The organism is Galbibacter sp. BG1 (assembly GCF_013391805.1).
Taxonomy (GTDB): domain Bacteria; phylum Bacteroidota; class Bacteroidia; order Flavobacteriales; family Flavobacteriaceae; genus Galbibacter.
Genome location: NZ_CP058364.1, coordinates 3,651,340 through 3,674,256 on the forward strand (window position 1 = coordinate 3,651,340; position 22,917 = coordinate 3,674,256).

The following is a 22,917-nucleotide window of genomic DNA, read 5'->3' on the forward strand; positions in this document are numbered from 1 at the left end:
TTTGAAATATGGAGTGTATTAGTGTTTTCGATATGTTAAAAATTGGTGTTGGGCCATCAAGTTCTCACACCTTAGGTCCATGGAGGGCTGCAGAAAGATGGATTTCTGAATTAAAAGAAGACGATCTTTTTGAAAAAGTTACCCAAATAAAAGTACATGTATATGGTTCCCTTTCTTTAACCGGAAAAGGACATGCAACGGATATTGCCATTGTACTCGGACTATCGGGAGCAGATCCCGAATATTTCCCTCTTGAAGAAATGGACGGTATCGTTAAAAAGATAAAGGAAGATGCTATTTTAAACTTCAATAATGAAAAACCAATTCCGTTTAATTTTAAGGAAAGTATCGTTTTTCATAGGGATTTTCTCCCTTTTCATGCTAACGGAATGACATTTGAAGCTACTTTGGCTTCCGGAGAAAAAAGAGAGGAAACCTACTATTCCATTGGTGGCGGATTTGTTGTAAAAGAAGAACTTATTCATGCCAAAGAAAATCTTAAAACTTTAAAAACCTTTCCGTTCCCTACCAGAAATGGATCGGAATTGCTTTCATACTGCGAACAAGAAAATAAGTCCATTTCTGAAATTGTGCTGGAAAATGAACGTTCGCTTCGTACAGATGAAGAAATTGATAAAGAATTACAGCGCATATGGGAAACTATGCTGGAATGCATGTTTATTGGTTGCCATACAGAAGGGAATCTCCCTGGCGGACTCAATGTGCGGCGCCGTGCCTTCGATACGCATAAAAAATTAATTGGCGACCTACCTTACGATACTCCCCAAGAGTGGTTGGAAACCATTAGAAAAACAGAGGTTAAATTTCGACAAATATTAAAATGGGTAGGCTGTTTTGCCATTGCCGTAAACGAGGTTAATGCCTCTTTAGGCCGTGTAGTTACAGCCCCTACCAATGGAAGCGCTGGAGTAATCCCGGCGGTGCTTATGTACTACTTGGTTATCGACAACCACCAGGCAAGTTTTAAAGAAATAAAACAATTTTTACTCGTTGCCGGGGAAATAGGAAGTATCTTTAAAAAAGGAGCTACTATTTCTGCCGCTATGGGCGGCTGCCAAGCCGAAATTGGTGTTTCTTCTGCCATGGCGGCCGGTGCGCTAACCGAGCTTATGGGAGGAACTCCAGAACAGGTATTAATGGCGGCAGAAATTGCTATGGAACATCACCTAGGGCTCACCTGCGACCCCATCGGTGGCTTGGTACAAGTGCCTTGCATCGAGCGTAACTCCATGGGTGCAATAAAAGCCATTAATGCTGCAGAACTCGCAATTGATTCCGACCCGAAAAATGCCAAAGTCCCCTTGGATAAAGTAGTAAACACCATGTGGGAAACCGCAAAGGACATGAATTCCAAATACAAGGAAACCTCCGAAGGCGGATTGGCCGTGGGTGTTCATTTAAGTGATTGCTAAAACGAAAAAAGGCCATCGTTTTAATTTGATAGCCTTTTTTACGCTGGTTTATTCGCAAGTACCTATTGTTTTCCACCAATGTTCACCACTACCTGGCTCTACCCATATGGGTCCGGTTTGGGCTTCATAAATAACTCCGTTGTACTCAACACGATCTCCCGTGTTGTAAACTTGTGGATAAGGTTTCCATGCAGCTAAGCCGTTACAATCCCCTCCAGGATTGCCTCCATCCCCCGTAACAAAAACGTTAACAAGGTTTGAAGTGGCCGTGTTTCCATCATTATCAGTAGCAACTGCCTTAAATTGATAGCTGTTTTCCGTACTATTTAAATAAATATATTCGTAGGGCGCAGAGGTATCTTCGCCGAGCAGGGAGTTCCCTGAATAAAATGAAACTTTGGTTACCGTGCCATCGTTATCGCTCGCATCAGCAGTAATGGTAATGTTTTCACCTTCCGTAAAGGAATCGTTATTTCCAGGAGCGGTTATGGTTACTTGTGGGTTTTCCCCAGTTGATCCACCATTCCCGTCACAATTGGAAATTAATTCCCACGGACCTCCAGAGGACGGATTGTCCCCTTGTGTCCACCATTTTGCACGGTAAAGACTTCCTTGATAGATTACTTCTAGTCCTTGGGTGTATACATTGCCACTAGCCCATTGTGGAGCGTTGTCACAACCGCCACCTGAACCAGGGTTGCCGTCTCCCCCACCTTCGTAAGGAGATGTAGGATAGTTCTCTGCATTTTGGATGGCTGCTGCTGGCGATACGCCATTTAAAACTTGACTGGCTACATAGGTATAGCCGTAAGCAGATGAAGTTCCATTCCCTAATAGCAATTGCCAAATCATTATACCATCCAAATTGTTTTTTGCTGAAATATGAGCACTTATATCGGCCATCGTTTCGTAGGAATAGGTAAAATAAGGTCCCCATGGCTCATTGGGGTAATGAGTTCCAGCTGCAATGGCAAATCCGTATTGGTCGGCATAATAGCGATAAGAATCGTAAAGAATGGTTCTATTTCTTGCGGCACCGATGTTGTAGTTCTGTATGGCAATCAAGTCAATTTTATCACCCACTGCTTTCATTACTGGAATCATATGTCCTGTAGCCCCAAAACCGAATAGACTGATGGCTTCATTTGGGGATGTAGCATTGTAGAGGTTATCGTCTGACTCTCCAGACAAACTATTTCTATTGGCATACGCAAAAGGAGAATCGGGATCATCGTTATTTAATCCACCCAAAGCGCCAACTCCAGAAGGGGCGCATGCAATTAAATATTCGCCCTCGGGCATAATAGCTCTCGAATTATTGAAAAAATCAATAAAATGTTGAATGTTCTCCGGATCGCCAATGGTTTGAAAACCACCATTTGGCTCGTAATCCCAATCAATCCCTTCAAATCCCATATCGTCTACAAGATCTTTAATCTGTTGATAATCTATGTCGTAAGCAGCGCTTGTTCCCCAATAGGTTTCCCCTCCGATAGACAAAATTACCTTAATACCTTTTTCTTTTAAAATGGAAACCGTTTCTTTAAGGGTTTGTCCATCGTAAGGTGTTTGTATCCCTGTTCCTTGAAGACTGTAAGAACCCTTTTGGTACCTTAAATTGGGTTTGGCAAAGGCCAAGAATATATGCGTAATATGTTCGGGGACGTCCCTTAATTTAGAACCTTTACCAGGAGCCGCCCAACTTTCTGACCAAGAAGGGAAATATCCTAATACAATAGGTTCTGTAATACTAGCAGTAGCATACGCTGTCTTTAAACTGGTTTCTTCAATATTCTCTTTGGAAGAAAAATCTTCTTTGGAACACGATTGAAAAAAAAGCAAACTAAACAGTATTAAACTGATGTTTTTTAAATGTTTCATAAAATGTAAAATTTGGTTTATACCATCAATTTAATGATTATCAGTATGTTAAATAAACATTTTATATATACAACAGTGTTTGACAAACCAACAACCTAAAATTACCTATAAACGGTAAAATATGTATTTCATCGATATTTAAACAACTGAACTAATCGTTTTCGGAAGTGAAGACAGAAAAAATGTATCTCTTTTCAAAAGAGTTCCCTAAGATTTTTTTTGCTAAAAAGTTTTAAAGATTGTTTGCGTTGTCATGGGCGCTACTAACCAACAAAGCAGCTCCTGAAAATTAGATTGATCGAACTACTATCTCCCGAATCTATAACACAGTTGGATTGAAATGAAGTTTAAACTTTACCTCTTTTTCCTTTTATTCCTTTTATTGTAATTTTTATCACCCCGCGTTTTGGGCTTTTTATATTTTTTAGCAATTTCCCTGCGATAAGATCCTCCTTGATTTGTTTTTTTATTTTTCTCTTTCTTTTCATGAAAGCTGGGACCGGGTGCATCGGCATCAATACGCTTATGCGGATTGTCTGGCTCTAAAATGCGAGGTTGCTCTTCGGCTGTGAGTTTAGTCGCTATTTCTACAGTCTCAGGGAATTCTTGCTGAGGGATTTCCATATTCATCAATTGTTCAATAGCTTCCTTAGCTGCTGCTTCTTTTTCCGTATAGAAAAGTATGGAGCTCCCTTTTTCCTCAGCCCTTCCTGTTCTTCCTATGCGGTGCATATAGTTTTCAGGAAACGATGGTGTATCAAAATTAAACACATGGGAAATCTTTGTAAGATCCAACCCACGGGACATTACATCTGTAGTGACCAAAATACGATGAACACCTTCTTCAAATTGTTCAATGGAACGCAAACGGTAATTTTGGGTTTTATTGGAGTGGATTACACATACCTCATCTTCAAAATTCTCCGAAAGTTGAGAAAACAATAAATCTGCACTTTTTTTGTTGGATACAAATACCAGTACCTTTTTATAATTTTCCTTGTCTTTTAAAATATGCTCCAAAAGGTTGATTTTTGTGTAAAAGTTAGGGACTTCATAACAAACCTGCTCTATATTTTCCAGTGGAGTTCCACTTACTGCTACCGAAACCTTTTCAGTGCCCCTAAAAAAATCGAGGATCAGCATTTCAATATCCTCGGTCATCGTTGCCGAAAACATAATATTTTGCCGGCGTTCTGGTAGAAGCTCGAAAATATTGTTCAATTGAAACCGGAAACCAAGATCGAGCATTACGTCTACCTCATCTATAACAAGCTTTTTAACAGATTTTAGGGAGACAGCCCGACTGATTACCAAATCGTAAAGCCTCCCTGGCGTGGCCACTACAATATCGGTTCCTTGCGCCAAAGCCTCTTTTTGACGATTTATATTAGTACCCCCAAAAACACCTTCTACCCTAACATTTAGGTATTTGCTGAATTTTTGAATTTCCTCTACCACTTGCACCACCAACTCTCGTGTGGGAACCATTACCAGGACCCTTGGGTTTACCTGCTTAGAGAATTTTAATTGTTGAAGAATAGGAAGCATATAAGCAAACGTCTTACCAGTTCCCGTTTGGGCAATCCCAATTACATCTTTACCAGACATTACTACCGGAAAAGCTTTTTCCTGGATGGGTGTTGGCTTTTCAAAGCCTAAATCTTCAATGGCGTACCCTAATTGCTTGGAAATTTTAAAATCTTCAAAAGATGACATCTGCTCTTATTTGCTTGTTTAAAAGCTACAAAGGTACATCTAAAATGATTTTAGTCTTTAAAAAATCAAGTATATCTAGCAATTACGTCCGTTTCACTTATAATAAGTCTTTCGTAAGTTCCAGCTCCATCTATCAATCCCGAAAGGCCACTTATAGAATAATAACCCGCGCTACCATCTCCAATTACGCTAATATTATCTCTAATATTCTGATTTATAATATCCAAGGATATATTATTTAGATCTGATTCTTGAATTAATTTCCCATCGCTATCAAGGGGTCTCAATTTATAAGCCACTTTATTCGATGCATTGGTTGTATTTCCTCCAACTAATCGAGCAAAGTTATCGCCATCTATTTCCACAATTTCAACTACAATATCTACATGGCTTGAACCACTTGAGGGTGATATTCTTCCTTGAGCATCTATTGTATAAGAGGATCCTGATCTGCCATTTACAATTAAATCACCAAGCTGTACAGCTTCGTTAGAAGGATCATGTAGAACCATTGTATTGCCAGATAATTGCATACTTTGCGAGATATATCTTATATGGTTTCCGCTAGGCTCAAATATTCCAAGGGTTTCCAAACAAGTCTTTGCACGTCTAAGAAGTATTCTCTTGTTAGTATTATTTAATGAATCGTAATTTTCAATTGAATGACCGTTATAAGAAGCGTTATCAGGAAAATGACTTACTACAGCATGCAAATATGCCCTCATGAATAAATATGATATGAAAGCTGCACTCCATGCAACCTGATCAGGAACAGTTTGTCTAGCAGTAGATTCTGCTCCAGAAACCGTTCTAAACGGCAACCAATATTCAGTAACTTTTGCTATTCCATCGTTATTATTATCTAATAATCCACCGGTCCACCATGTATTAAATTCATCATGTGCCACCTGTGTTGCGTAATCAACAACTGTATCAGCCGGAATATCCCAAGGAGTAGAACTAGTGTTTCCTTGCCCTTCAGATTGTTGTATCAATCGATCGCTAAAGCGTACTATTTGTAAAAACAGATTTCCGGAATTATCGGTGACCATTTGTTCAAACATTTCTATAAATGCATCGAAATATTCGAATTGCTCCTGTCCATTTTGCGGGTTCACAAATTTAAAAGTTACGTCATTGGGATTATTTAAATCGCCTTCCATCCCAAAAAGTAACAAAGCGTGAGGGGAAAAACCGCTAGAGCTATCGGCATCTATGGTTACCCAAAGTGGACCATAGGTACTCAACCAATCGTAATATTGTCGTAAAGTATAGCTTGCAGGCGGCATAGCTTCCAATCCTAAAGCATGTATAAATTGATTTTTCTCAGAGGCAAACAAACCTGTTTCGTTATTAAACATATCAACATAGTAGTTCTCATTTGCTGGGTTTAAGTTATTACCAGCAATCGCCAGTATTTCTGGTATCGTATTACTGCTACGCAGTTTCCAGTTCATAAGCATGGTTGCCACAGTTGCCCAGCAGCCCATTGTAGGCTGTGTCATGCCTTCAACTTGATAATTTACATTGATGGGCTGCGACCCCTCTGAAGGTCTTACGTTTATAGACTCATGAGTACCATCGGCATCGGTGCGCTGTGCTTGTACCGTTTGCCCACGGTTAATTGCTTCTGAAGCTGTTTGGGCTAACGATGGTCTGTTTCGTTCTCTTTCAAACTGTGCCGTTTCCCTAACACTCTCTCCCCCGTCTATTTGTTGTTGTAGGTGTTGACGTGTAAGGTTTTGGGCGTCTTCTTCAGTAATATTCCCCGCCTGTCTAGCCTGAGAAATTCCTTCGGCAATGTTTTGTGAGTTCTGCGTGTTGTGCTGTTGGGTAGCTAAACTCTTGGACATTTCGGCAAACGCTTTCGCATTTTCTTGATTGGATAAGTACGTTCTTATTGCATTATCTTGATTTTTAGCCAAACCTGTAATGTCGTTAAATGCACCTGGCTTTCCTAGCAATTCTGATAACTGAGATAGTCCAGCTCCTGGTGCTGGCGCATCGGGTGCATTTTGGATGTTTACCATAGGACTTGCAAAATCTTTATATTCTGGCCTGTATTCTGTAATACTGGGCGTAGGCGTTACAATTGGCGCAATAGAGGTTGGCTCTTCGGTTCTAAACTTATCCCAATCTTGTGAAGAGTTTTCCTTTACCATTTCGCAAGCATCACAAGAACCTTGAATAGCTTCCATAAATACGCCTCGGGTTGGTACACTTAATCTATATGGAGGAACTGGTGTAAGGGGTTTGTAATAATCGAATAAGCTTGTTTCTAAGAAAACATTATCTCCAATTTCTTCCAACATATTGTCCCTACCTACCCGATAACCATCTGCTACTGGAAAAACAAGTGAATTCCCCGTAATGGTAATTAATTCGTTCTTTACCACAGAGGCCAAGCTTCGCATCACCGATTTCTGTCCTGTCGAAGTATAGGTTTGAATATTGAAACCATCCAATAACATATAGCGTCGGTCAGCATCTAAATTTTTCCATAAAACTTTATTATAGTGCTCTAGATGGCTATTTAAATGCTCTATAAGTTCATTTACAATATATCTGTCTTCTTTTCTAGGATCCGTTTCATCCCTTGCTGTTAGCGGAATATATAGCTCTACCCCATTAGAATCCAATAAATCATCGGTGGGATTTCCTCTAAACAACCGCCCTTCAAAATGTTCCGTTGTGTAATTCAAACGAACTCTTTCTACTATAAGCAGGGTATTTCCACCATCCAATTTTTTCACAGCATTATTGTTACACTTCATTTTTATATATAACGGCAGCTGTCGTCTGGTTTTGGTGGAATGTCCATTAACTTTAATGGTCATTCTGCGGTTTCCTCCGGTGTATCTAGTCGTACGGGTAAGATCTGCTCCCAACTCGTCGATGTATATACTGTTAACTATTTTATCGTATACTTCGGGCAAAATGTCGTTATTGAAAATGCTATCCCATTCGGCAATCAACCTTCCGGCAAAATAATAATCAAGAAAATCGTAAACACTTGTATATCCCAAAATTTCCGAGTAGGCTGTCCACTGCTCTTTATCTACATGGCCGTCTTCGAAAAACTCTTCTCCATTGTAACCACCACTTACGGTAATATCAAATATAGGAAGGCTTATGGGTCTCGGCTGGAAAGATTTTATTCGTATACATCTAGAAGGGGGTACCGTTTGATAGTTTGCATCCAATACCATAAACTGATCAAAGATGGCAGCCTTCACCAAGATTTCTTCCTCTCGTGTCTTATATTTTACATTTGTTCCTGGAACTCCAGTTGCAAGAAGAGAAAGTCCGCCAGTGACGGCTCCTAAAAACGAATCAAAGATTCCTTTTTTAGCGGTTTCAAAATAATCTACATCCTTATGTGTTATAGTTTTTGTAATTATGGGTAGCGATTTTATCCTATCATATTTGCTTTTTGGTCTTCTTAATTCAATTCTAAGTGTAAAATCACCTTTAATATCGGTAATTCTCCCATCTGCATAAGTTGTCCCTTCTGCAGGGTAATCTACCCTGGTATAATCTGTTTTAATCCGTTTGTTGGCATCAAAAGCTTTAAGAAGTGGATGACTTTGTCTTCTTCGTAAAAACGAAAGCCAAGACCGCCTTAAATATGTATTGGAAGGAATAGGCAATAAATTAGTTGCTAATATGTCTTTCCATTTATGAATGTTTTCCGTGGAAAAATTTGTCATCAACAAAGGTACAAACACACATTCTTCTACGTGTGACAGCTCTTGGTAAATGGCATAATGACGCAGTACCTCAAAATACATCATGGTAAGGGAATGGCAATGGTTATGGTTGGCAATAGTTTCTGCAGTAACTCCATAATCTTGGTCCTGTGTAACAGTGGTTACTACAGAGGCGTTTAATTCGCGATAACTTTCTGCATTTTGCATTAGCGATTGGCGTAATTTCTCCCCAAAAAACTGGGTGATATTTCTCGAACTGTTTTGCGAAGCTGATGAATTGGAATTGGAGAAACCTCCTGCTACTCCCAAGGAGGCACCAAAGCCACCGTAAGAGCCACTTGCGCCTAGTCCAGCAGACATTCCAGAAGTATGCGCCTTGCTTCTACCACTCATGTTTTCATCAAGTCCGCCACTCAACTGGTCGGTAATAAAACGGTCACTTATCAATTGAGAGGAAAGTTCCTCTCCTTGGGAGATATCTTGAGCTTCTGCCCCTGCAAAAGAATGGGAGGATTCGAAAACTACAATTTGCTTTTTCTGTCCGGGTGCTAAAGGCAGGGAGTATACCAAATCCCCGAGAGAATACCCATCTGCTTTAAAAACCGATTTGTAATGAAGAATATGACCAGTGGCAACGGTTACCGCTTGATACATCGATATGTTTTCTTTTGCGTCGGGAGCATCTTCCCAACGAATGGGATTGTTAAGGTCTACTTCCTTGCGTTGTATTTTTTTATTCCCTCCAACCAAATTATATTCAACTCTCAAACCTTTTCCATCCCTTACATTCTTCTTTTCTAGAACATAATTAGAAACATCTGGGTCTGATATTCTAACAATCGCATTGTAACGGTATTCGCGTAAGGTTCTATTGGGTGTGGATAAGTTAAGGCAAGCTCCACCTATATCCTGAGTATATTCATCAGATTCTATTAAATCTGCTTGGTCGGGAAGTCGCTTGGCTTTTGTTTTGGAGTGGCATTCACAATCATCGTGTTGGTCACCCTCTTCTGGAATGGAAACTTCTTCTTCTACTAACAGAAGGTAAATAAAATCGTCTGAAACAGTTTCGTTCTTGTCATCTGCATTAATTACGAGGTCTACCGGACTATTCGGCATAATGGAAACCATTGCTTGGGCCTCAACATAATCGCCATATGGGTAATCCATTGAAAAATTACCAGATTTATCGGTAGTTCCCGAAGTTACAATTCTATAAATTTCATCCCCTTCTTTTTTTGCTTGTACGATAACAGTGAGTTCGTTGAGATTATATTTTTTACCCTTTTGCAAAACTTTCCCGCGGAGTCTTTTTGTGCTCTTTGGTTTTCCGGTCTGTGGGTCTACCTCAAGACCATCGGTTGGATATTTTCGTAGACTTATGGATAGATCCTGTAAGGTTTCATCATCCCTATCATAATTTTCTTCCCATAAAACAGCTCCATCAAAACCTTTTACCCTTACGGTTACATCTCCGGAAATATTATTAACTAATATGGGTTTATTCTTGGTGAAGTCAAAATCAATTGAATTATCGGCAATGGTTTCCTCTTCTTTAGACCAATTGTATTTTAAAATTTTGGAGTCACCGTTGGATTGTTGATACTCTACTGACAAATCGTAAGCATCCAAATCGGCTTGAGAAAGTTCGTCTTCGCTTTCAATTTCCAAATTCCCGGCAATACCTATCGCTTCAATAGGCGGGATTTCTAAGGGAAAATCAAACAGTTTATTAAAATTATCTTTTAAATAGTCAAAGAATTCTTCGTTCACGGTGTATTCCGTCCTCTTTAAAAAATCCATTAACTGTGTATAACTCACGGTAAAATCTGCAGTAGAAAGTTTTGGATGTTCACCGTTTAAATCGACTAAAATTTGAATAAAATTAAGTACTAACTCATCAGAAATACTTCTATCAGGATAAATCACATCAAATATATATTTGAAAAGCTCGTAAACTTCTTTGTTGATTAGAAATACTCTTTTATTGTATTGTTCAGCTAAATTCTTCAATCCTTTTTCGTTTAAAGGATCTTTAGCGTCTGAAAGAATGTCGCCATAAGTGCCTATAAACTTGGCATATTCTTGCTGGTAGTACTTCCTGTCATAGTCGGATGATATGGGAGATTTTAAATAATAAATCCCTTCAAACTCCTTTGTATTTATAATTTGGTTGTATTCATCTCTTGTGGTAACTGTAAACTTGAATGAATAATCGTTTATATCTACACCTTCCCTATTCAGAATTTCTATAAAATGAAATAAAAAGAATCCATAAATATCATTTACGTCATCTCCAACAAGCGCATCCAAAGGTAAATTTAGTTTATAGGTATTATCATCTAAATCTTGACTGGTATTAAACTGCTCGTAACCATTGACATATCTAAAAACTTGATTTCTTTCTATTTTAAAAGAAAATTTTGGCATTTTTGCCGAAATAGACACACTATCTATTTCATGTTGACGATCGTCCCCTGCGGAAAAACTAAACTGAATGGAAGCCATGGTTGATGTATTTAATTAAAAGCAAAACGCTTAAAAGTTAATTGTGATAAAAGTTATAAAACCTTTAACCTTACCAAATATAAATAACTGAAAAACATAATATTAGATGGTTATACCGTATAAAAAAGCGGATTTTACCTCTAGGAAAAACACCCCTAACCAAGGGGCATTTACTTTAAGTCTACTTAATTTTTAGTAGTATACATATCTATTTACGCCATATGCCACATCAACATTTTAAAATCTACAAGCCTTACGGAATTATAAGTCAGACACACAGTAATGACCCAAAACAGAAACGTAAAAAAAGGTTTTTGAGAGAACTATACGATTTCCCGGAGGATATTATGCCCATTGGCCGCTTGGATGAAAAATCGGAAGGTTTATTGCTCATGACTACCGATGGCAAATTAAGCGACACCATAAACCGCAGCGGAATTGAAAAAGAATATTTTGCCCAAGTTGATGGAACTATTACAGAAGAAGCTATAGAAGATTTGCAAACCGGACTTAATATAGGCCTCCATGGCGACACCTATAAAACACAACCTTGTATAGCAAAAAAAATAGAAACGCCAACGCTTCCTGAACGTGAAAAGAAGATCCGTGACGCGCGCCACGGACCTACGAGTTGGATTAGTATCACCCTAACGGAAGGCAAGTTTCATCAAGTACGCAAAATGACATCTGCTGTTGGTTTTCCTACACTTCGATTGGTTCGAGTAAGAATTGGGGATATTTATCTCGGTTCCATGCTTCCCGGCGATGTATTAAAAATTTCTATTTAGAGGGTGTTTCATTATATGGAACCCAAAGTTCCCAAGAGGCTGGCGTAAAGCTATCTTTTAAAGCTACATCGAGCAAGGCCTCAAATATGCTTTCGCCATTATCGGAATTTACCATCATTAAAATTCCCTTTTTAGCGTTTGGGAAAAGAATGGAGTAATGCTGGAATCCGTTTCCATGGCCTTCTTTAAAAGCTCCCGTTCCATAAGGGGTCTGTATCACTCCCCAACCCAAACCGTAGCTTAACTTAATAGCATCGTACCTATCTGTGGTTTTCTTGGAGAGCGGACCAAATTGTTTTAAGGATCGGATTCTAATTTGCGGACTAAAGATTTGGTTCCAGGAAGCCTCAGATATAATTTTTTCGTTTAACGCAGCTAAAAGAAATTTACTGTAATCGTTCCCAGTAGTTTCCAACGTGCTTCCGCCACGGGGTTCATTATCGGTGTCCTTTTTGTAAATTTCCCCTTCCGAATCATGTCCATAAGCGAAATCACGATTAAATCTAGATTGCCATTGATAGCTGGAATTATTCATTCCCAGTGGTTTAAAAATATAGGTTTGTGCCAATTCCTCTAAGCCTTTACCAGTAATTTTTTCCAAAACCACCTGTAAGTACACAAATCCTTCCCCAGAATAGCTATAGCGAGTTCCAGGTTCAAAATGCACCCTCAATTTATGGTCGGGTTCATTCCACCGCCAATTTGGTAGCCCGGTAGTATGCGCCAAACACATGCGGGCCGTTATTTTGGTGTACAGACTATCTTCCTCTAAAGAAGAAAAATCATCATGCCAGCGTGTTTGTGGCGTGTATTCATAAATTTTCCTAGGTAAATAAGATTCCAATGGGGTATCTAAGTCGATTACTTCCTCTTCGACTAGTTTCATTACCAAAACACTAAATACAGCTTTGCTCAAAGAAGCTCCATAGATATTGGTATTTCCTTGTAAACGCTCATTATTTGGTTTGTTTTTAAAACCAAAAGTCTCTTTATAAGCTATTTTATCATCGTTAAAAACAGTTATTGCCATTCCATGAACCTCGGCATCGGTCATCAATTGGGTGATTTTATGGTTCAACGAGTCGTTGGTAATAATGCTTCCATCGAGTCTTTCTATAGTCTGCGCCTGTACTGAAATACTTCCCGCCAGAAAAATTATCGACACCAGACCTTTCACCACATTACTTACACTCTTTTTTTCGCGGATAAAAGGTATTGCGAGGGGATAAAAACATTTATGGGAGTTTACAGCACTTACAATATTTATCAAGGTGACGATAATGGCATAAGGAATCACTAAAATAAAGAAGAAGAAACCAATGCCTTCTATGGTAACCAAGCCAATAAAGGACAGGAAAAACAAAATGGTCATGGTAATTTGAAAATTAATTACTCTCCTGCCATGAGTGTTGTAAATGGGGTTATCTTCACGTTTGTGGATCCATAAAAACAACGGCAATAAGATATTGCACAACGGAAGTATCAACCCTAAAATTGGGGTTCCATGAATAAGCAACAACCACTTGGTTTTAATGTTTTCTTCTTTTGGGTTCTCTATGGAAAGTAAGTCGTCTACCTCAACTTCTAGCGCAGTGGCCAATAACTTAACTGTTTTGAGATGCGGAGTAACTTCCCCTTTTTCTATCCGTTGAATGGTACGAACGGTTACGGTAGTGATTTCTGAAAGTTCTTCCTGTGAGTAGCCTTTTAATTTTCTTTGATATTTTAAATTTTCTGAAATTGATTGGTTTTCCATTTTTCTATGTTTTTGTTGAAAGCAAATCTACTTTGAATAGCTCGTCTTTGTTACGACATTTAGGTGTCACCTAGCTGTCATATCCCATAAAATGGGAGCTTCTAGGCGTTTGTAAAGCTTTCCTTGATAAAATATATCCTTTCAACAAAATTTTAATCTTCTAATTTATACCAATCCTCCACTTCCAAATTTGCCCTTCTTCCTTGAGCTTTAGGGGCGTAATTGGTAGCCAAGTAGTCTAAAATATCGTTTTCTTGATCGCCCAGATCCCAAAGGTTTTGTGTTTCCTGCATCCACCTAATGGTGGTTAACCAACCTTCCCTGCTCATCCTGTTCTGGGTTACCAGTTTTGCAGAATGGCAATTGGTGCAATTGTTTATAACGGCTTCCAGACCTTCGCCTTCCACAAAACCAGTGGCCACATGTATACCGTTTTCAATCCCCGTTACAGAGATCGTTTCTAAAGTATTTGCAGCAGAGTCTATCTCTATTTCGGTTACTTCGGGAGTGGATTTAAAAAGAGAGGAATTCGGATTTAAAATTAAAAACAACAAAAAAGACCCGATGACAATAATTACCGTACTGAAAATAACCAGACTTTTGGTCAACTGTTTTATATGTGCTAGCAAATTATCGTTATCCATATTAACTAACTTTTATAGCAATTCTATGGCAGGCGTTGTTAAGATATCCTTTGGGGTTCCAACCGGGTAAAACCATAGGTTGACTTTTACCATTGCTGTCAGTTGCCCGAGCCCAGACTTCGTAATAACCGGTTTCGGGAAAATTTACGGTGGCCGTAAACTGCTGCCAAGCCAATCGGTTTGCTGGAGCTTTTAATTCGCATTGATGCCAAGTACTGCCAAAATCTATAGAATATTCCATTTTGACAACCTCCAAATCCCCCGCCCAAGCATGCCCATTAATTTTTAAAGGTTTACCAAGTTTAAGCATGGCACCTGTTTTAGGGGAGGTTATTAAAGATTTTACTGGCATGGATTCTATAATACACATATCTTCGTCTGCCACTTCTTCCCCCGGAGCTACCGGTTTGCAAGGCACGCGGTACGAAGTGCCCGTCATTTTTGCACCATCGTGAACTTTGTTTCTTACGCTTATGGTTTGCAACCATTTTCCAGATACAGATGCCGGCCATCCTCCAGCAACCAATCTTAAGGGATAACCATGGGCAATTGGTATCTCTTCATCATTCATTTTAAAAGCTAATAGGGTTTCATCTTCCATAGCCTTATGCATGGGGCATCCCCTGGAAATTGGTTCCTTGTCTGGACTCCTACTCAAATGAATATCTGCCGCATGGTAGCCAATGTAGACAGCGTTTTTTTTTATGCCTACATCTTCCAGCACATCTTTTAAACGCACCCCTGTCCATTTAGCGCAATGCACGGCGCCTAAGCCCCATTGGTTTCCTTTAGCAGGCGGATAGAACTCTTTACGGCCATTTCCACCGCACTCCAGCGTGAGTTGATAACTGTATTGTTTAAAATTCTTTTTTAAATCAGTTAATGTATATGTTTTTGTTTTAGCCGCAGACTCCCCTTCCACCGTGAGCGTCCAAGTGGTGGCGTCTATAGATTCGGGAAGGAGCCCGTTATTCCTAATAAACATGGCACTGTTGGGCGTAATGGCATCGTTAAGCAGGTGTGCCTTCGATTCTATATTCCACGGTCGATCGTTTAAAACCTCCATTTCTTCATTTAAATTGAATAATTCAAACGGATTTGGGTCTTGTGCCAGTAACGGAACGTATCCTTTTGGCATTAAATGTCCATATACGTTGGATACTCCACTGGCCAAGGCTGCCGAAGTAAACAAACTGCTTTCTATAAACTTTCTGCGCTTCATAGTACAACTGTGTTTGAAGCATAAAGATAAAATTTATGCTGAAGTTCTTTCAACAAATCTATGGAATGTATTGAATTATTCATGCCAGAAACCATCCGTAGACGTTCCATGACTATATTTATACGTTCCACCATGGTATTTTCACGTTATTTAATGGTCGCAATACGTTACCATGCCTATCCAATGGTACATTTTACTGCTTTTTATACGTAGGTAGACGTATCTCACGGGTCATTTAACGTCTCGGTACACGTTCTTAACGTATCCAGATACGTTAGTGTAGGTATAATTATAGGTTTCTAACGTGTAGAAATACGTTGGCATACGTATCGGGAACATCATTTAACGTGTCTGGACACATATTGGGACGTATATTTAAGTTTTTTTTGTGACTAATTATTTTCTAGTTTTTAAAAACCGCTACGGATCTTGCCCGCGGAAGGCAGGTGCAAGAATGATTCTATTCAAAGTAAAAAGTACCAAGTACAGGGTACAAAATATAAAGTACAGTGCAAGTCATTTCGATCCCGAAGTCTCGGGAGAGAAATCATATGAACTTACTTCTTATTATGATGGATTAAATGCGTACAGTTGCCAGTAGCAGTAAGCAGTTTTTTGTTGTGAATACTGCCAATTGCGACTGCACACTGAACACTGAAAACTGCCAACCATTTTCTAAGCTTGACAAAATCCCCTATATTTGCAATGAAATTTTGCTCATGGAAAAATTAAAACAACGCTGGGGAGTTACTTCTAACTTTCAGCTTCTTATAATTTTTATTGTATTTGCCATTACCGGTTCTACAGCTGCTAAAATAGCAGGGCCCATAACCGAGTATATTGGCTTGCATCCAGATTCGCTGCACCCGGTTTTATATTGGGTTGTTAGAATATTATTAATCTTCCCTATTTACCAAGTATTACTTGTTTTGTTTGGTTGGATATTTGGGCAGTTTGATTTTTTCTGGAATTTTGAAAAGAAAATGCTTAAAAGGTTTGGGATTAAAATTTAAGGATTTTTAACAACGAATCTTTTTTTTATTTCTAGTTTTGCATTCTATGCTATTGAAAAAGAAAAAAAATATTATTGCTCATTTTTTCTTACTCGCCTTTCTATTTATTCAGGCGTGTTCTTTGCATGGATTTACGCACGAAGATGATCATAATACCATTCAAGATTGTACTTGGTGCCACGTATCCCTATTCAATCACCTTACCCCTACCATACAAACAGCAGATGTATATGAGATTTTATTTGTTCCCATTTTTGAGGATACAAATATTTTAAAAGAATATCACTATACACATTCTGCCAAACCATTGGGAGCCATTATTTATAATAGGCCTCCCCCTTCTTTTTATACAGTTTAATTAAGTTCATCCAACAAAAGCCTTAACAATTTTTAATTGTGAGGTACTGTATAATTTACAAGTTATTTTTAATGAAATATTTAGTGGCTTTCCTGCTATTACTGCTAGGAGTCCATTTAGCATATTCACAAGATTGTGAGTATACTTTACATGGAAAGATTATCGACTTCCATGACGGTTCTCCCTTATTGAACGCTATCGCCAAAGTAAGCGATAGTGAAAAATTTGCTTACTCTGATATTAATGGTGAATTTACCATAGATAATCTGTGCACAGGGGTTGTAACCATAGAAATTATGCATCCCGAATGTGAGAATGCCGCCATAGATGTTACCATAAATGGAAATACGACTAAAGTTTTTAAAATGGAACATCACTTGGAACAGTTAAGCGCAGTTACGGTAACCAGTAATAAAGTACAGAACACTACTACTGGAAACGAGCAGAAATTACAAACTGAAGCCATTGAAAAATATAGTTCGTTTAGTTTAACGGATGCTTTAAAACAAGTTAGCGGTGTATCCTCCTTAAATAGTGGAGACGCCATAGTTAAGCCGGTAATCCAAGGGTTGCATAGCAGTAGAGTACTCACCTTAAATAATGGAGTGAGAATGGAAGACCAAGAATGGGGGATAGAACATGCTCCTAATGTGGATATAAACACGGCCGGTAGTCTTTCTGTAATTAAGGGGGCGTCGGCATTGCAATACGGCGGGGATGCTATTGGAGGTGTGGTACTGGTGAACCCGGAACCCATTTATGTCAAGGATTCTATTTTTGGCAAAAGCATTATTTCATTGTCTTCAAATGGTATGGGCTCATCTACCAGTAGCACTTTAACACAAACTTTCAAAAATGGATTTTATTGGGGCGTTCAAGGAACCATAAAGAGATTTGGGGATTTTGAAGCTCCAGAGTATGTTTTATCCAACACAGGCTATTCTGAAAAAGATTTTTCAGTAAAATTTGGACTAAAAAAGTTTACATATGGCTTTAATGCTTTTTACAGCTACTTCAATACCAATATAGCTATATTGAGAGCATCGCATATTGGGAATGTTTCAGATCTAGTTAATGCCATAAATAGCGATGAGCCTTTGTTTATAAGGGATTTTACCTATGCGCTGGATGCTCCGGAACAAAAAGTTGAACATCATTTAGCTAAACTCGAATTCTACAAAAGATTTTCTGGCTTAGGTAAACTAACGCTTCAATATAATTATCAAAATAACTATAGAAGGGAATTCGACATAAGGGTTGGCGACGACAAATACAAACCTGCAGTCGATTTATTGCTTACCACACAGCGGGTAAATTCTAATTTTAAGATAGACGCCCTTGAAAATGTAGATTTAAATTTTGGTATAGAAGGTATGTATCAAGAAAACGTCGCAGACCCAAGTACCGGGGTTAGAAGACTTATTCCAGATTATACAAAATACGGTTTTGGTGCCTTTGCCATTGCTAATTATCAATTAAGTGATAAGTTACTGGTGGAAGCAGGGTTTAGATATGATTACTCTCAAATAGATGCCCTAAAATTTTATTTAAAAAATAGATGGGAACAACAAGGTTACGACGACGATTTTTCAGACATAATTATTGAGGATTTTGGTACGCAATACCTCACCAATCCTGTTTTCGACTACAACAATTTTTCTTATACTGCCGGCTTAAACTATAAGTTCAACAATAATTACAACGTAAAATTCAACTACGCAAAAGCGAGCAGGGCTCCAAATCCTTCCGAACTATTTTCAGATGGACTGCACCAATCTGTGGCCGCAATAGAGTTAGGGAGTTTAAGGATCGGATCGGAATACTCCCAAAAATTTTCTTTGATTTTTGCTAAGAATAGTGGCGATTTTACTTTTAATATTGCGCCGTATTACAACCCTATTGATGATTTTATCTACATTGAGCCAACAGGTATAGAAACAACTATTAGAGGTGCATTTCCCGTGTATGAATACACCCAAGTAAACGCAAATCTATGGGGAGTAGATTTAGATGCCAGTTATAGGCTCTCCAAAAACTTTACCTATAATGGTCGATTTGCTTACGTAAGAGGTGAAGATAGGGATAGAAACGAGGCTTTAATAGATATTCCGCCTGCCAACCTTTACAATGCTATAACATTCAATAATACTACTGGAAAGGGATATTCTTTAACCCTACGGAGCGACTATGTTTTTAGGCAAAACCATTACCCCGACAACAATTTCTTTTACCAAGTTATTCAAGATGGGCAGCTCGTGAGCACCCTTGTGGATGTAAGCACGCCACCAGACGCCTATTTTTTACTTGGAATGGACTTTAATACTGGTTTTAATCTTTTTAGGAATACATCTATGGATGTTGGACTTTCTGTAAATAATATTTTAAATACCGCTTACCGCGACTATTTAAATCGGTTACGATATTTCGCCGACAATTCTGGAAGAAATATCAATATTCAAATCAAATTCAATTATTAATCTAAATTTTTATTCAAATGAAAACAATTAAATTATTAACTTATTTTCTTGCTGGAAGCATTCTATTAACCTCTTGTTCCGATGACGACGATGACGGGATAGAGCCAGTAAACCCTGAAGAAGTGATAACAGACGTTACGCTAAAATTTACTGACAGCGATGGAATGTCTAAAACTTACACGTATACAGATCCTCTTTACCGAGAAGATAGTTATGTAGACCCACAAATTATGTTGGATGCGGACATGAGTTACGATGTAGAAGTTAGTTTTCTTAATAATTCCAATCCAGACGATCCGGAAAATGTAACTGAAGAGGTAATTGAAGAAAAAGATGAGCATTTTGTAGAATACGCATTTGTTACTGCAAATGTTACGCTTACAAGAGCTTCAGATGACATTACAGATAGTAACGATGTTAAAATCGGTATTTTCACCGATTGGGCAAGCGGTGCGGCTTCAGAAGGAACCGTTCAAGTAACTCTTATCCATGAGCCAGAAAGTAAAGATACCAGCAATCCAAACGGAAGCCATACAGGAGGTGAAGTTGATGTTGAAGTACCTTTCGCTATTACTATTCAGTAATTAAAAACACATAATCTTTTAAAAGCTGGGCAGGATTCATTTCTGCTCAGCTTTTTATCGTTTAGATAAATCATTATTAAAAAAGACCTTAATTTTGTAAGACCATTATTTTGGTAAAACTTTTAAAAATGAAAAACACAATTACCTTACTTTTTATAGTAGGATTTCTAATTCAAGGTTTAGCTCAAAACAGCATCCAAGGAACCGTAACAGATGCAGAAACAGGAGAAGGGATCCCTTTTGTTAATATAAGTTTGCCACAACAGGAAAAAGGCACGAGTACCGACGAAAACGGAATATACCTTCTAGGGAATCTACCTAAAGGAAACTATAAAATGGTGGTCTCTGCCATTGGCTATAAAACCTATTCGCAAACTGTAAATCTAGACGGAGATACTAAGCTCGCTATTACCTTGACCCCATCGGCTATTGAAATAGAAGAGGTAATAGTTTCTACCCCTTTCCATAAACTACAGAGCGAGAATGTAATGAAAGTAGAACGGCAAAGCTTGGAAGATTTAAAAACGCAAGGCTTACCCACTTTGGCAGAAGGAATTACCAGTATTAGCGGTGTGGAAAGCGTTACTACTGGGGTGGGAATAGGGAAACCTGTTATACGTGGATTAAGTTCGAATAGGGTTTTAGTGTACACACAAGGTATTCGATTGGAGAACCAACAATTTGGTGCAGAACATGGTTTGGGCGTTAACCAAGCGGGTATAGAAAGCGTAGAGGTTATAAAAGGCCCAGCTTCTTTGCTCTATGGATCTGATGCACTTGGTGGGGTGCTTTATTTAAACCCTGAGAAGTTTGCCTATGCCAACGAAACCCACGGCGATGTAAACGCAAATTATTTTACCAATACCGAAGGGGTAAGCACCAATGCGGGCTTTAAAACTTCTGGAGATAAATTAAAGTTTTTAATAAGAGGTGCGTATGATTCCCATGCCGATTACGAAGCGGGCAATGGCGTTTATACTACCAATTCACGTTTTAACGAATACGATTTAAAATCGGGGTTTGGATATCAAGACACCAAGTTTAAAACAGAAATTAGATACAATTTCAATCGTTCCAACCTCGGGATTCCAGAGGAAATTGGAGAGCAAAACAGGGATCGTGATCCACTTTTGCCTTATCAAGAAATTGATAACCATATAATAAGTTCCAAAAACACTTTGTTTTTCGACAAAGGGAGTTTGGATGTAACCTTGGGGTATGTTGCCAATAACCGAAAAGAGTTTGAAGACGAACACCACCATCACGAGCATGAGGAGGGCGAAGAACATGAAGAAGAAGGAGAACACCATGATGAAGAACATGAAGAGCACGAAGGGGAAGAACACTCTGGAGAGGAGCCAGCCCTTAATATGAAACTCCATACTCTTAGCTACAACATCCAATATCATCTCCCGAAGCTAGGACAATTTGAAACTATTTTTGGCGTACAGGGCATGCATCAAACCAATGAGAATTTTGGTGAGGAGATACTAATCCCAGATGCCACCACGGTAGATTTCGGAGTAATGGGAACCACGCACTACCACATGGATAACAGCGACCTCCAGTTTGGATTACGCTACGACACCAGACGAATAGACACTAAAGAAATGGGGATGGTTAATACGGAAGTTTATTTTCCTGAGCTCGATAAAAACTACGAAAGTTTTAATGTTTCCGCTGGTTATCGTGCCACTGTATTTAAGAACATCATCGCTAGGATAAATTTGGCCACGGGGTTTAGAGCACCGAATTTGGCCGAGCTTACTTCAGATGGCACGCATAGTGGCGCCAACCGATTTGAAATTGGAAATCCGAACTTGGATAATGAGCAGAACTTTCAAACCGATCTTTCGCTTGAATATAAAAACAAGCATGTTGAATTCTTTGCCAACGGTTTTTATAATACCATTAACGACTATATCTATTTAGAGCCTACGGGAGCTATTGAAGATGGAGACCCGGTATACCAATACGTGCAAGACGATAGTTTTTTGTATGGAGGTGAATTCGGTTTTCACTTGCATCCACATCCTATCGACTGGTTGCATTATGAAACAAGTTTTGAAACGGTTACCGGTAAATTGAGGGATTCGGGAGATTACCTTCCATTAATTCCTGCAAATAAACTCACCAATACCTTTCGTGTGGAATTTACAAAGGGGAATATAAGTAACAAATATGCCTTTATTACCATGACAAACGTTTTCGACCAAGACAACGTAGATAATTTCGAAACGCGAACAGGAGGCTATACGCTTTTTAACGTGGGACTTGGAGCTACTTTCACAGCTTATAATCAGCCGTTTCAATTAAGTGTTAGCGCTAACAATTTGTTCGATAAACAATACATCTCACATCTCTCTAGGTTAAAAGTAGACGGTATCTACAATATTGGTAGAAATATAAATATTGGCTTAAGCGTTCCCTTTTAAGCTTCCATTTACTAAAATTATTTTAAAAAGAAAAACCCGTCAGTTTAAAAAACGTGACGGGTTTGCTATTTCTTAATGCTGATGGTTTACAGCGTTATAACCTTGGAATCCTTCTTTTTTAATACATATGTGTAAAGCCAGGTAAGCGTAAAGGTTGGTATAATGTCTAATCCTGGAACCAATTCTTCAATAAAAGTAATTGCCCCGGCTCCTTGGCCTACCCTTCCTTTGTACATGCGGGTCATAAGCCATCCTGCCAGGGGAGCCCAGATGATATCGGAAAATTCTCCGATACCAGGAATTGCATAGGAAAACATTCCAATAGCATCGAATAAGAGGCCTAAAAAAAGTTTTTTATACTTTCCTTTTTCTGAATCAATCATTTATCGTTC

General features: G+C 38.7%; 14 protein-coding genes. 7 read left to right on the forward strand and 7 right to left on the reverse strand.

The annotated features are described in order from the left end of the window. Positions 1 to 8: 8 nt before the first annotated feature. Positions 9 to 1,433, forward strand: coding sequence for an L-serine ammonia-lyase (locus HX109_RS16010; RefSeq protein WP_178953885.1), 1,425 nt, complete (start codon positions 9 to 11; stop codon positions 1,431 to 1,433). A 48-nt stretch (positions 1,434 to 1,481) separates the two neighbouring features. On the opposite strand, the gene HX109_RS16015 is transcribed toward HX109_RS16010, so the two are convergent. From HX109_RS16015 to HX109_RS16025, 3 genes are all read right to left on the reverse strand, one after another. Further along, positions 1,482 to 3,314: an Ig-like domain-containing protein gene (locus HX109_RS16015; protein ID WP_178953887.1), complete on the reverse strand. Its 1,833-nt coding sequence runs from the start codon at positions 3,312 to 3,314 to the stop codon at positions 1,482 to 1,484. A gap of 354 nt (positions 3,315 to 3,668) precedes the next feature. Then, positions 3,669 to 5,030, reverse strand: a complete 1,362-nt coding sequence (locus tag HX109_RS16020) for a DEAD/DEAH box helicase (RefSeq protein ID WP_178953889.1) — start codon at positions 5,028 to 5,030, stop codon at positions 3,669 to 3,671. Between the two features lie 65 nt (positions 5,031 to 5,095). Beyond that, on the reverse strand, positions 5,096 to 11,248 hold the full coding sequence (locus HX109_RS16025; RefSeq protein ID WP_178953891.1) for a DUF2272 domain-containing protein: 6,153 nt from the start codon (positions 11,246 to 11,248) through the stop codon (positions 5,096 to 5,098). 221 nt (positions 11,249 to 11,469) lie between these two features. On the opposite strand from HX109_RS16025, the gene HX109_RS16030 reads away from it, so the two are divergent. Beyond that, a complete protein-coding gene (locus HX109_RS16030; RefSeq protein ID WP_178953893.1) occupies positions 11,470 to 12,036 on the forward strand; it encodes a pseudouridine synthase in 567 nt (188 codons plus the stop codon). Here HX109_RS16030 and HX109_RS16035 read toward each other — a convergent pair. The 3 genes from HX109_RS16035 to HX109_RS16045 all read right to left on the reverse strand — a co-directional run bounded on the left by HX109_RS16035 (position 12,029) and on the right by HX109_RS16045 (position 15,658). Continuing rightward, on the reverse strand, positions 12,029 to 13,792 hold the full coding sequence (locus tag HX109_RS16035; protein WP_178953895.1) for a serine hydrolase: 1,764 nt from the start codon (positions 13,790 to 13,792) through the stop codon (positions 12,029 to 12,031). The two genes, HX109_RS16030 and HX109_RS16035, sit on opposite strands and share 8 nt — an antisense overlap. Positions 13,793 to 13,944: 152 nt before the next feature. Beyond that, on the reverse strand, positions 13,945 to 14,436 hold the full coding sequence (locus tag HX109_RS16040) for a monoheme cytochrome C (protein WP_178953896.1): 492 nt from the start codon (positions 14,434 to 14,436) through the stop codon (positions 13,945 to 13,947). Between the two features lies 1 nt (position 14,437). Further along, positions 14,438 to 15,658, reverse strand: coding sequence for a sulfite oxidase (locus HX109_RS16045; RefSeq protein ID WP_178953898.1), 1,221 nt, complete (start codon positions 15,656 to 15,658; stop codon positions 14,438 to 14,440). Between the two features lie 719 nt (positions 15,659 to 16,377). Between HX109_RS16045 and HX109_RS16050 the strand changes: the two genes are divergently transcribed. From HX109_RS16050 to HX109_RS16070, 5 genes are all read left to right on the forward strand, one after another. Next, positions 16,378 to 16,671: a DUF6787 family protein gene (locus HX109_RS16050; protein WP_178953900.1), complete on the forward strand. Its 294-nt coding sequence runs from the start codon at positions 16,378 to 16,380 to the stop codon at positions 16,669 to 16,671. A 52-nt stretch (positions 16,672 to 16,723) separates the two neighbouring features. Next, positions 16,724 to 17,029, forward strand: coding sequence for a hypothetical protein (locus HX109_RS16055; RefSeq protein WP_178953902.1), 306 nt, complete (start codon positions 16,724 to 16,726; stop codon positions 17,027 to 17,029). A 71-nt stretch (positions 17,030 to 17,100) separates the two neighbouring features. Continuing rightward, positions 17,101 to 19,506 (forward strand): TonB-dependent receptor, encoded by a 2,406-nt coding sequence (locus tag HX109_RS16060; RefSeq protein ID WP_178953904.1) that lies wholly within the window; start codon positions 17,101 to 17,103, stop codon positions 19,504 to 19,506. Between the two features lie 17 nt (positions 19,507 to 19,523). Then, a complete protein-coding gene (locus HX109_RS16065) occupies positions 19,524 to 20,090 on the forward strand; it encodes a hypothetical protein (RefSeq protein ID WP_178953906.1) in 567 nt (188 codons plus the stop codon). A 128-nt stretch (positions 20,091 to 20,218) separates the two neighbouring features. Continuing rightward, positions 20,219 to 22,525, forward strand: a complete 2,307-nt coding sequence (locus HX109_RS16070) for a TonB-dependent receptor (protein ID WP_178953908.1) — start codon at positions 20,219 to 20,221, stop codon at positions 22,523 to 22,525. 86 nt (positions 22,526 to 22,611) lie between these two features. Here the strand turns inward: HX109_RS16070 and HX109_RS16075 are convergent, their stop codons facing one another. Further along, positions 22,612 to 22,908 carry a hypothetical protein gene (locus tag HX109_RS16075; RefSeq protein ID WP_178953909.1) on the reverse strand — a complete coding sequence of 99 codons (297 nt, stop codon included), beginning with the start codon at positions 22,906 to 22,908 and terminating at the stop codon, positions 22,612 to 22,614. Positions 22,909 to 22,917: the final 9 nt, after the last annotated feature.

Coding starts and splice junctions, on each gene's coding strand:
- HX109_RS16075 (WP_178953909.1), bottom strand. CDS start 22,908: ATGATTGATTCAGAAAAAGGAAAGTATAAAAAACTTTTTTTAGGCCTC.
- HX109_RS16070 (WP_178953908.1), top strand. CDS start 20,219: ATGAAAAACACAATTACCTTACTTTTTATAGTAGGATTTCTAATTCAA.
- HX109_RS16010 (WP_178953885.1), top strand. CDS start 9: ATGGAGTGTATTAGTGTTTTCGATATGTTAAAAATTGGTGTTGGGCCA.
- HX109_RS16050 (WP_178953900.1), top strand. CDS start 16,378: ATGGAAAAATTAAAACAACGCTGGGGAGTTACTTCTAACTTTCAGCTT.
- HX109_RS16030 (WP_178953893.1), top strand. CDS start 11,470: ATGCCACATCAACATTTTAAAATCTACAAGCCTTACGGAATTATAAGT.
- HX109_RS16020 (WP_178953889.1), bottom strand. CDS start 5,030: ATGTCATCTTTTGAAGATTTTAAAATTTCCAAGCAATTAGGGTACGCC.
- HX109_RS16025 (WP_178953891.1), bottom strand. CDS start 11,248: ATGGCTTCCATTCAGTTTAGTTTTTCCGCAGGGGACGATCGTCAACAT.
- HX109_RS16065 (WP_178953906.1), top strand. CDS start 19,524: ATGAAAACAATTAAATTATTAACTTATTTTCTTGCTGGAAGCATTCTA.
- HX109_RS16015 (WP_178953887.1), bottom strand. CDS start 3,314: ATGAAACATTTAAAAAACATCAGTTTAATACTGTTTAGTTTGCTTTTT.
- HX109_RS16060 (WP_178953904.1), top strand. CDS start 17,101: ATGAAATATTTAGTGGCTTTCCTGCTATTACTGCTAGGAGTCCATTTA.
- HX109_RS16035 (WP_178953895.1), bottom strand. CDS start 13,792: ATGGAAAACCAATCAATTTCAGAAAATTTAAAATATCAAAGAAAATTA.
- HX109_RS16040 (WP_178953896.1), bottom strand. CDS start 14,436: ATGGATAACGATAATTTGCTAGCACATATAAAACAGTTGACCAAAAGT.
- HX109_RS16045 (WP_178953898.1), bottom strand. CDS start 15,658: ATGAAGCGCAGAAAGTTTATAGAAAGCAGTTTGTTTACTTCGGCAGCC.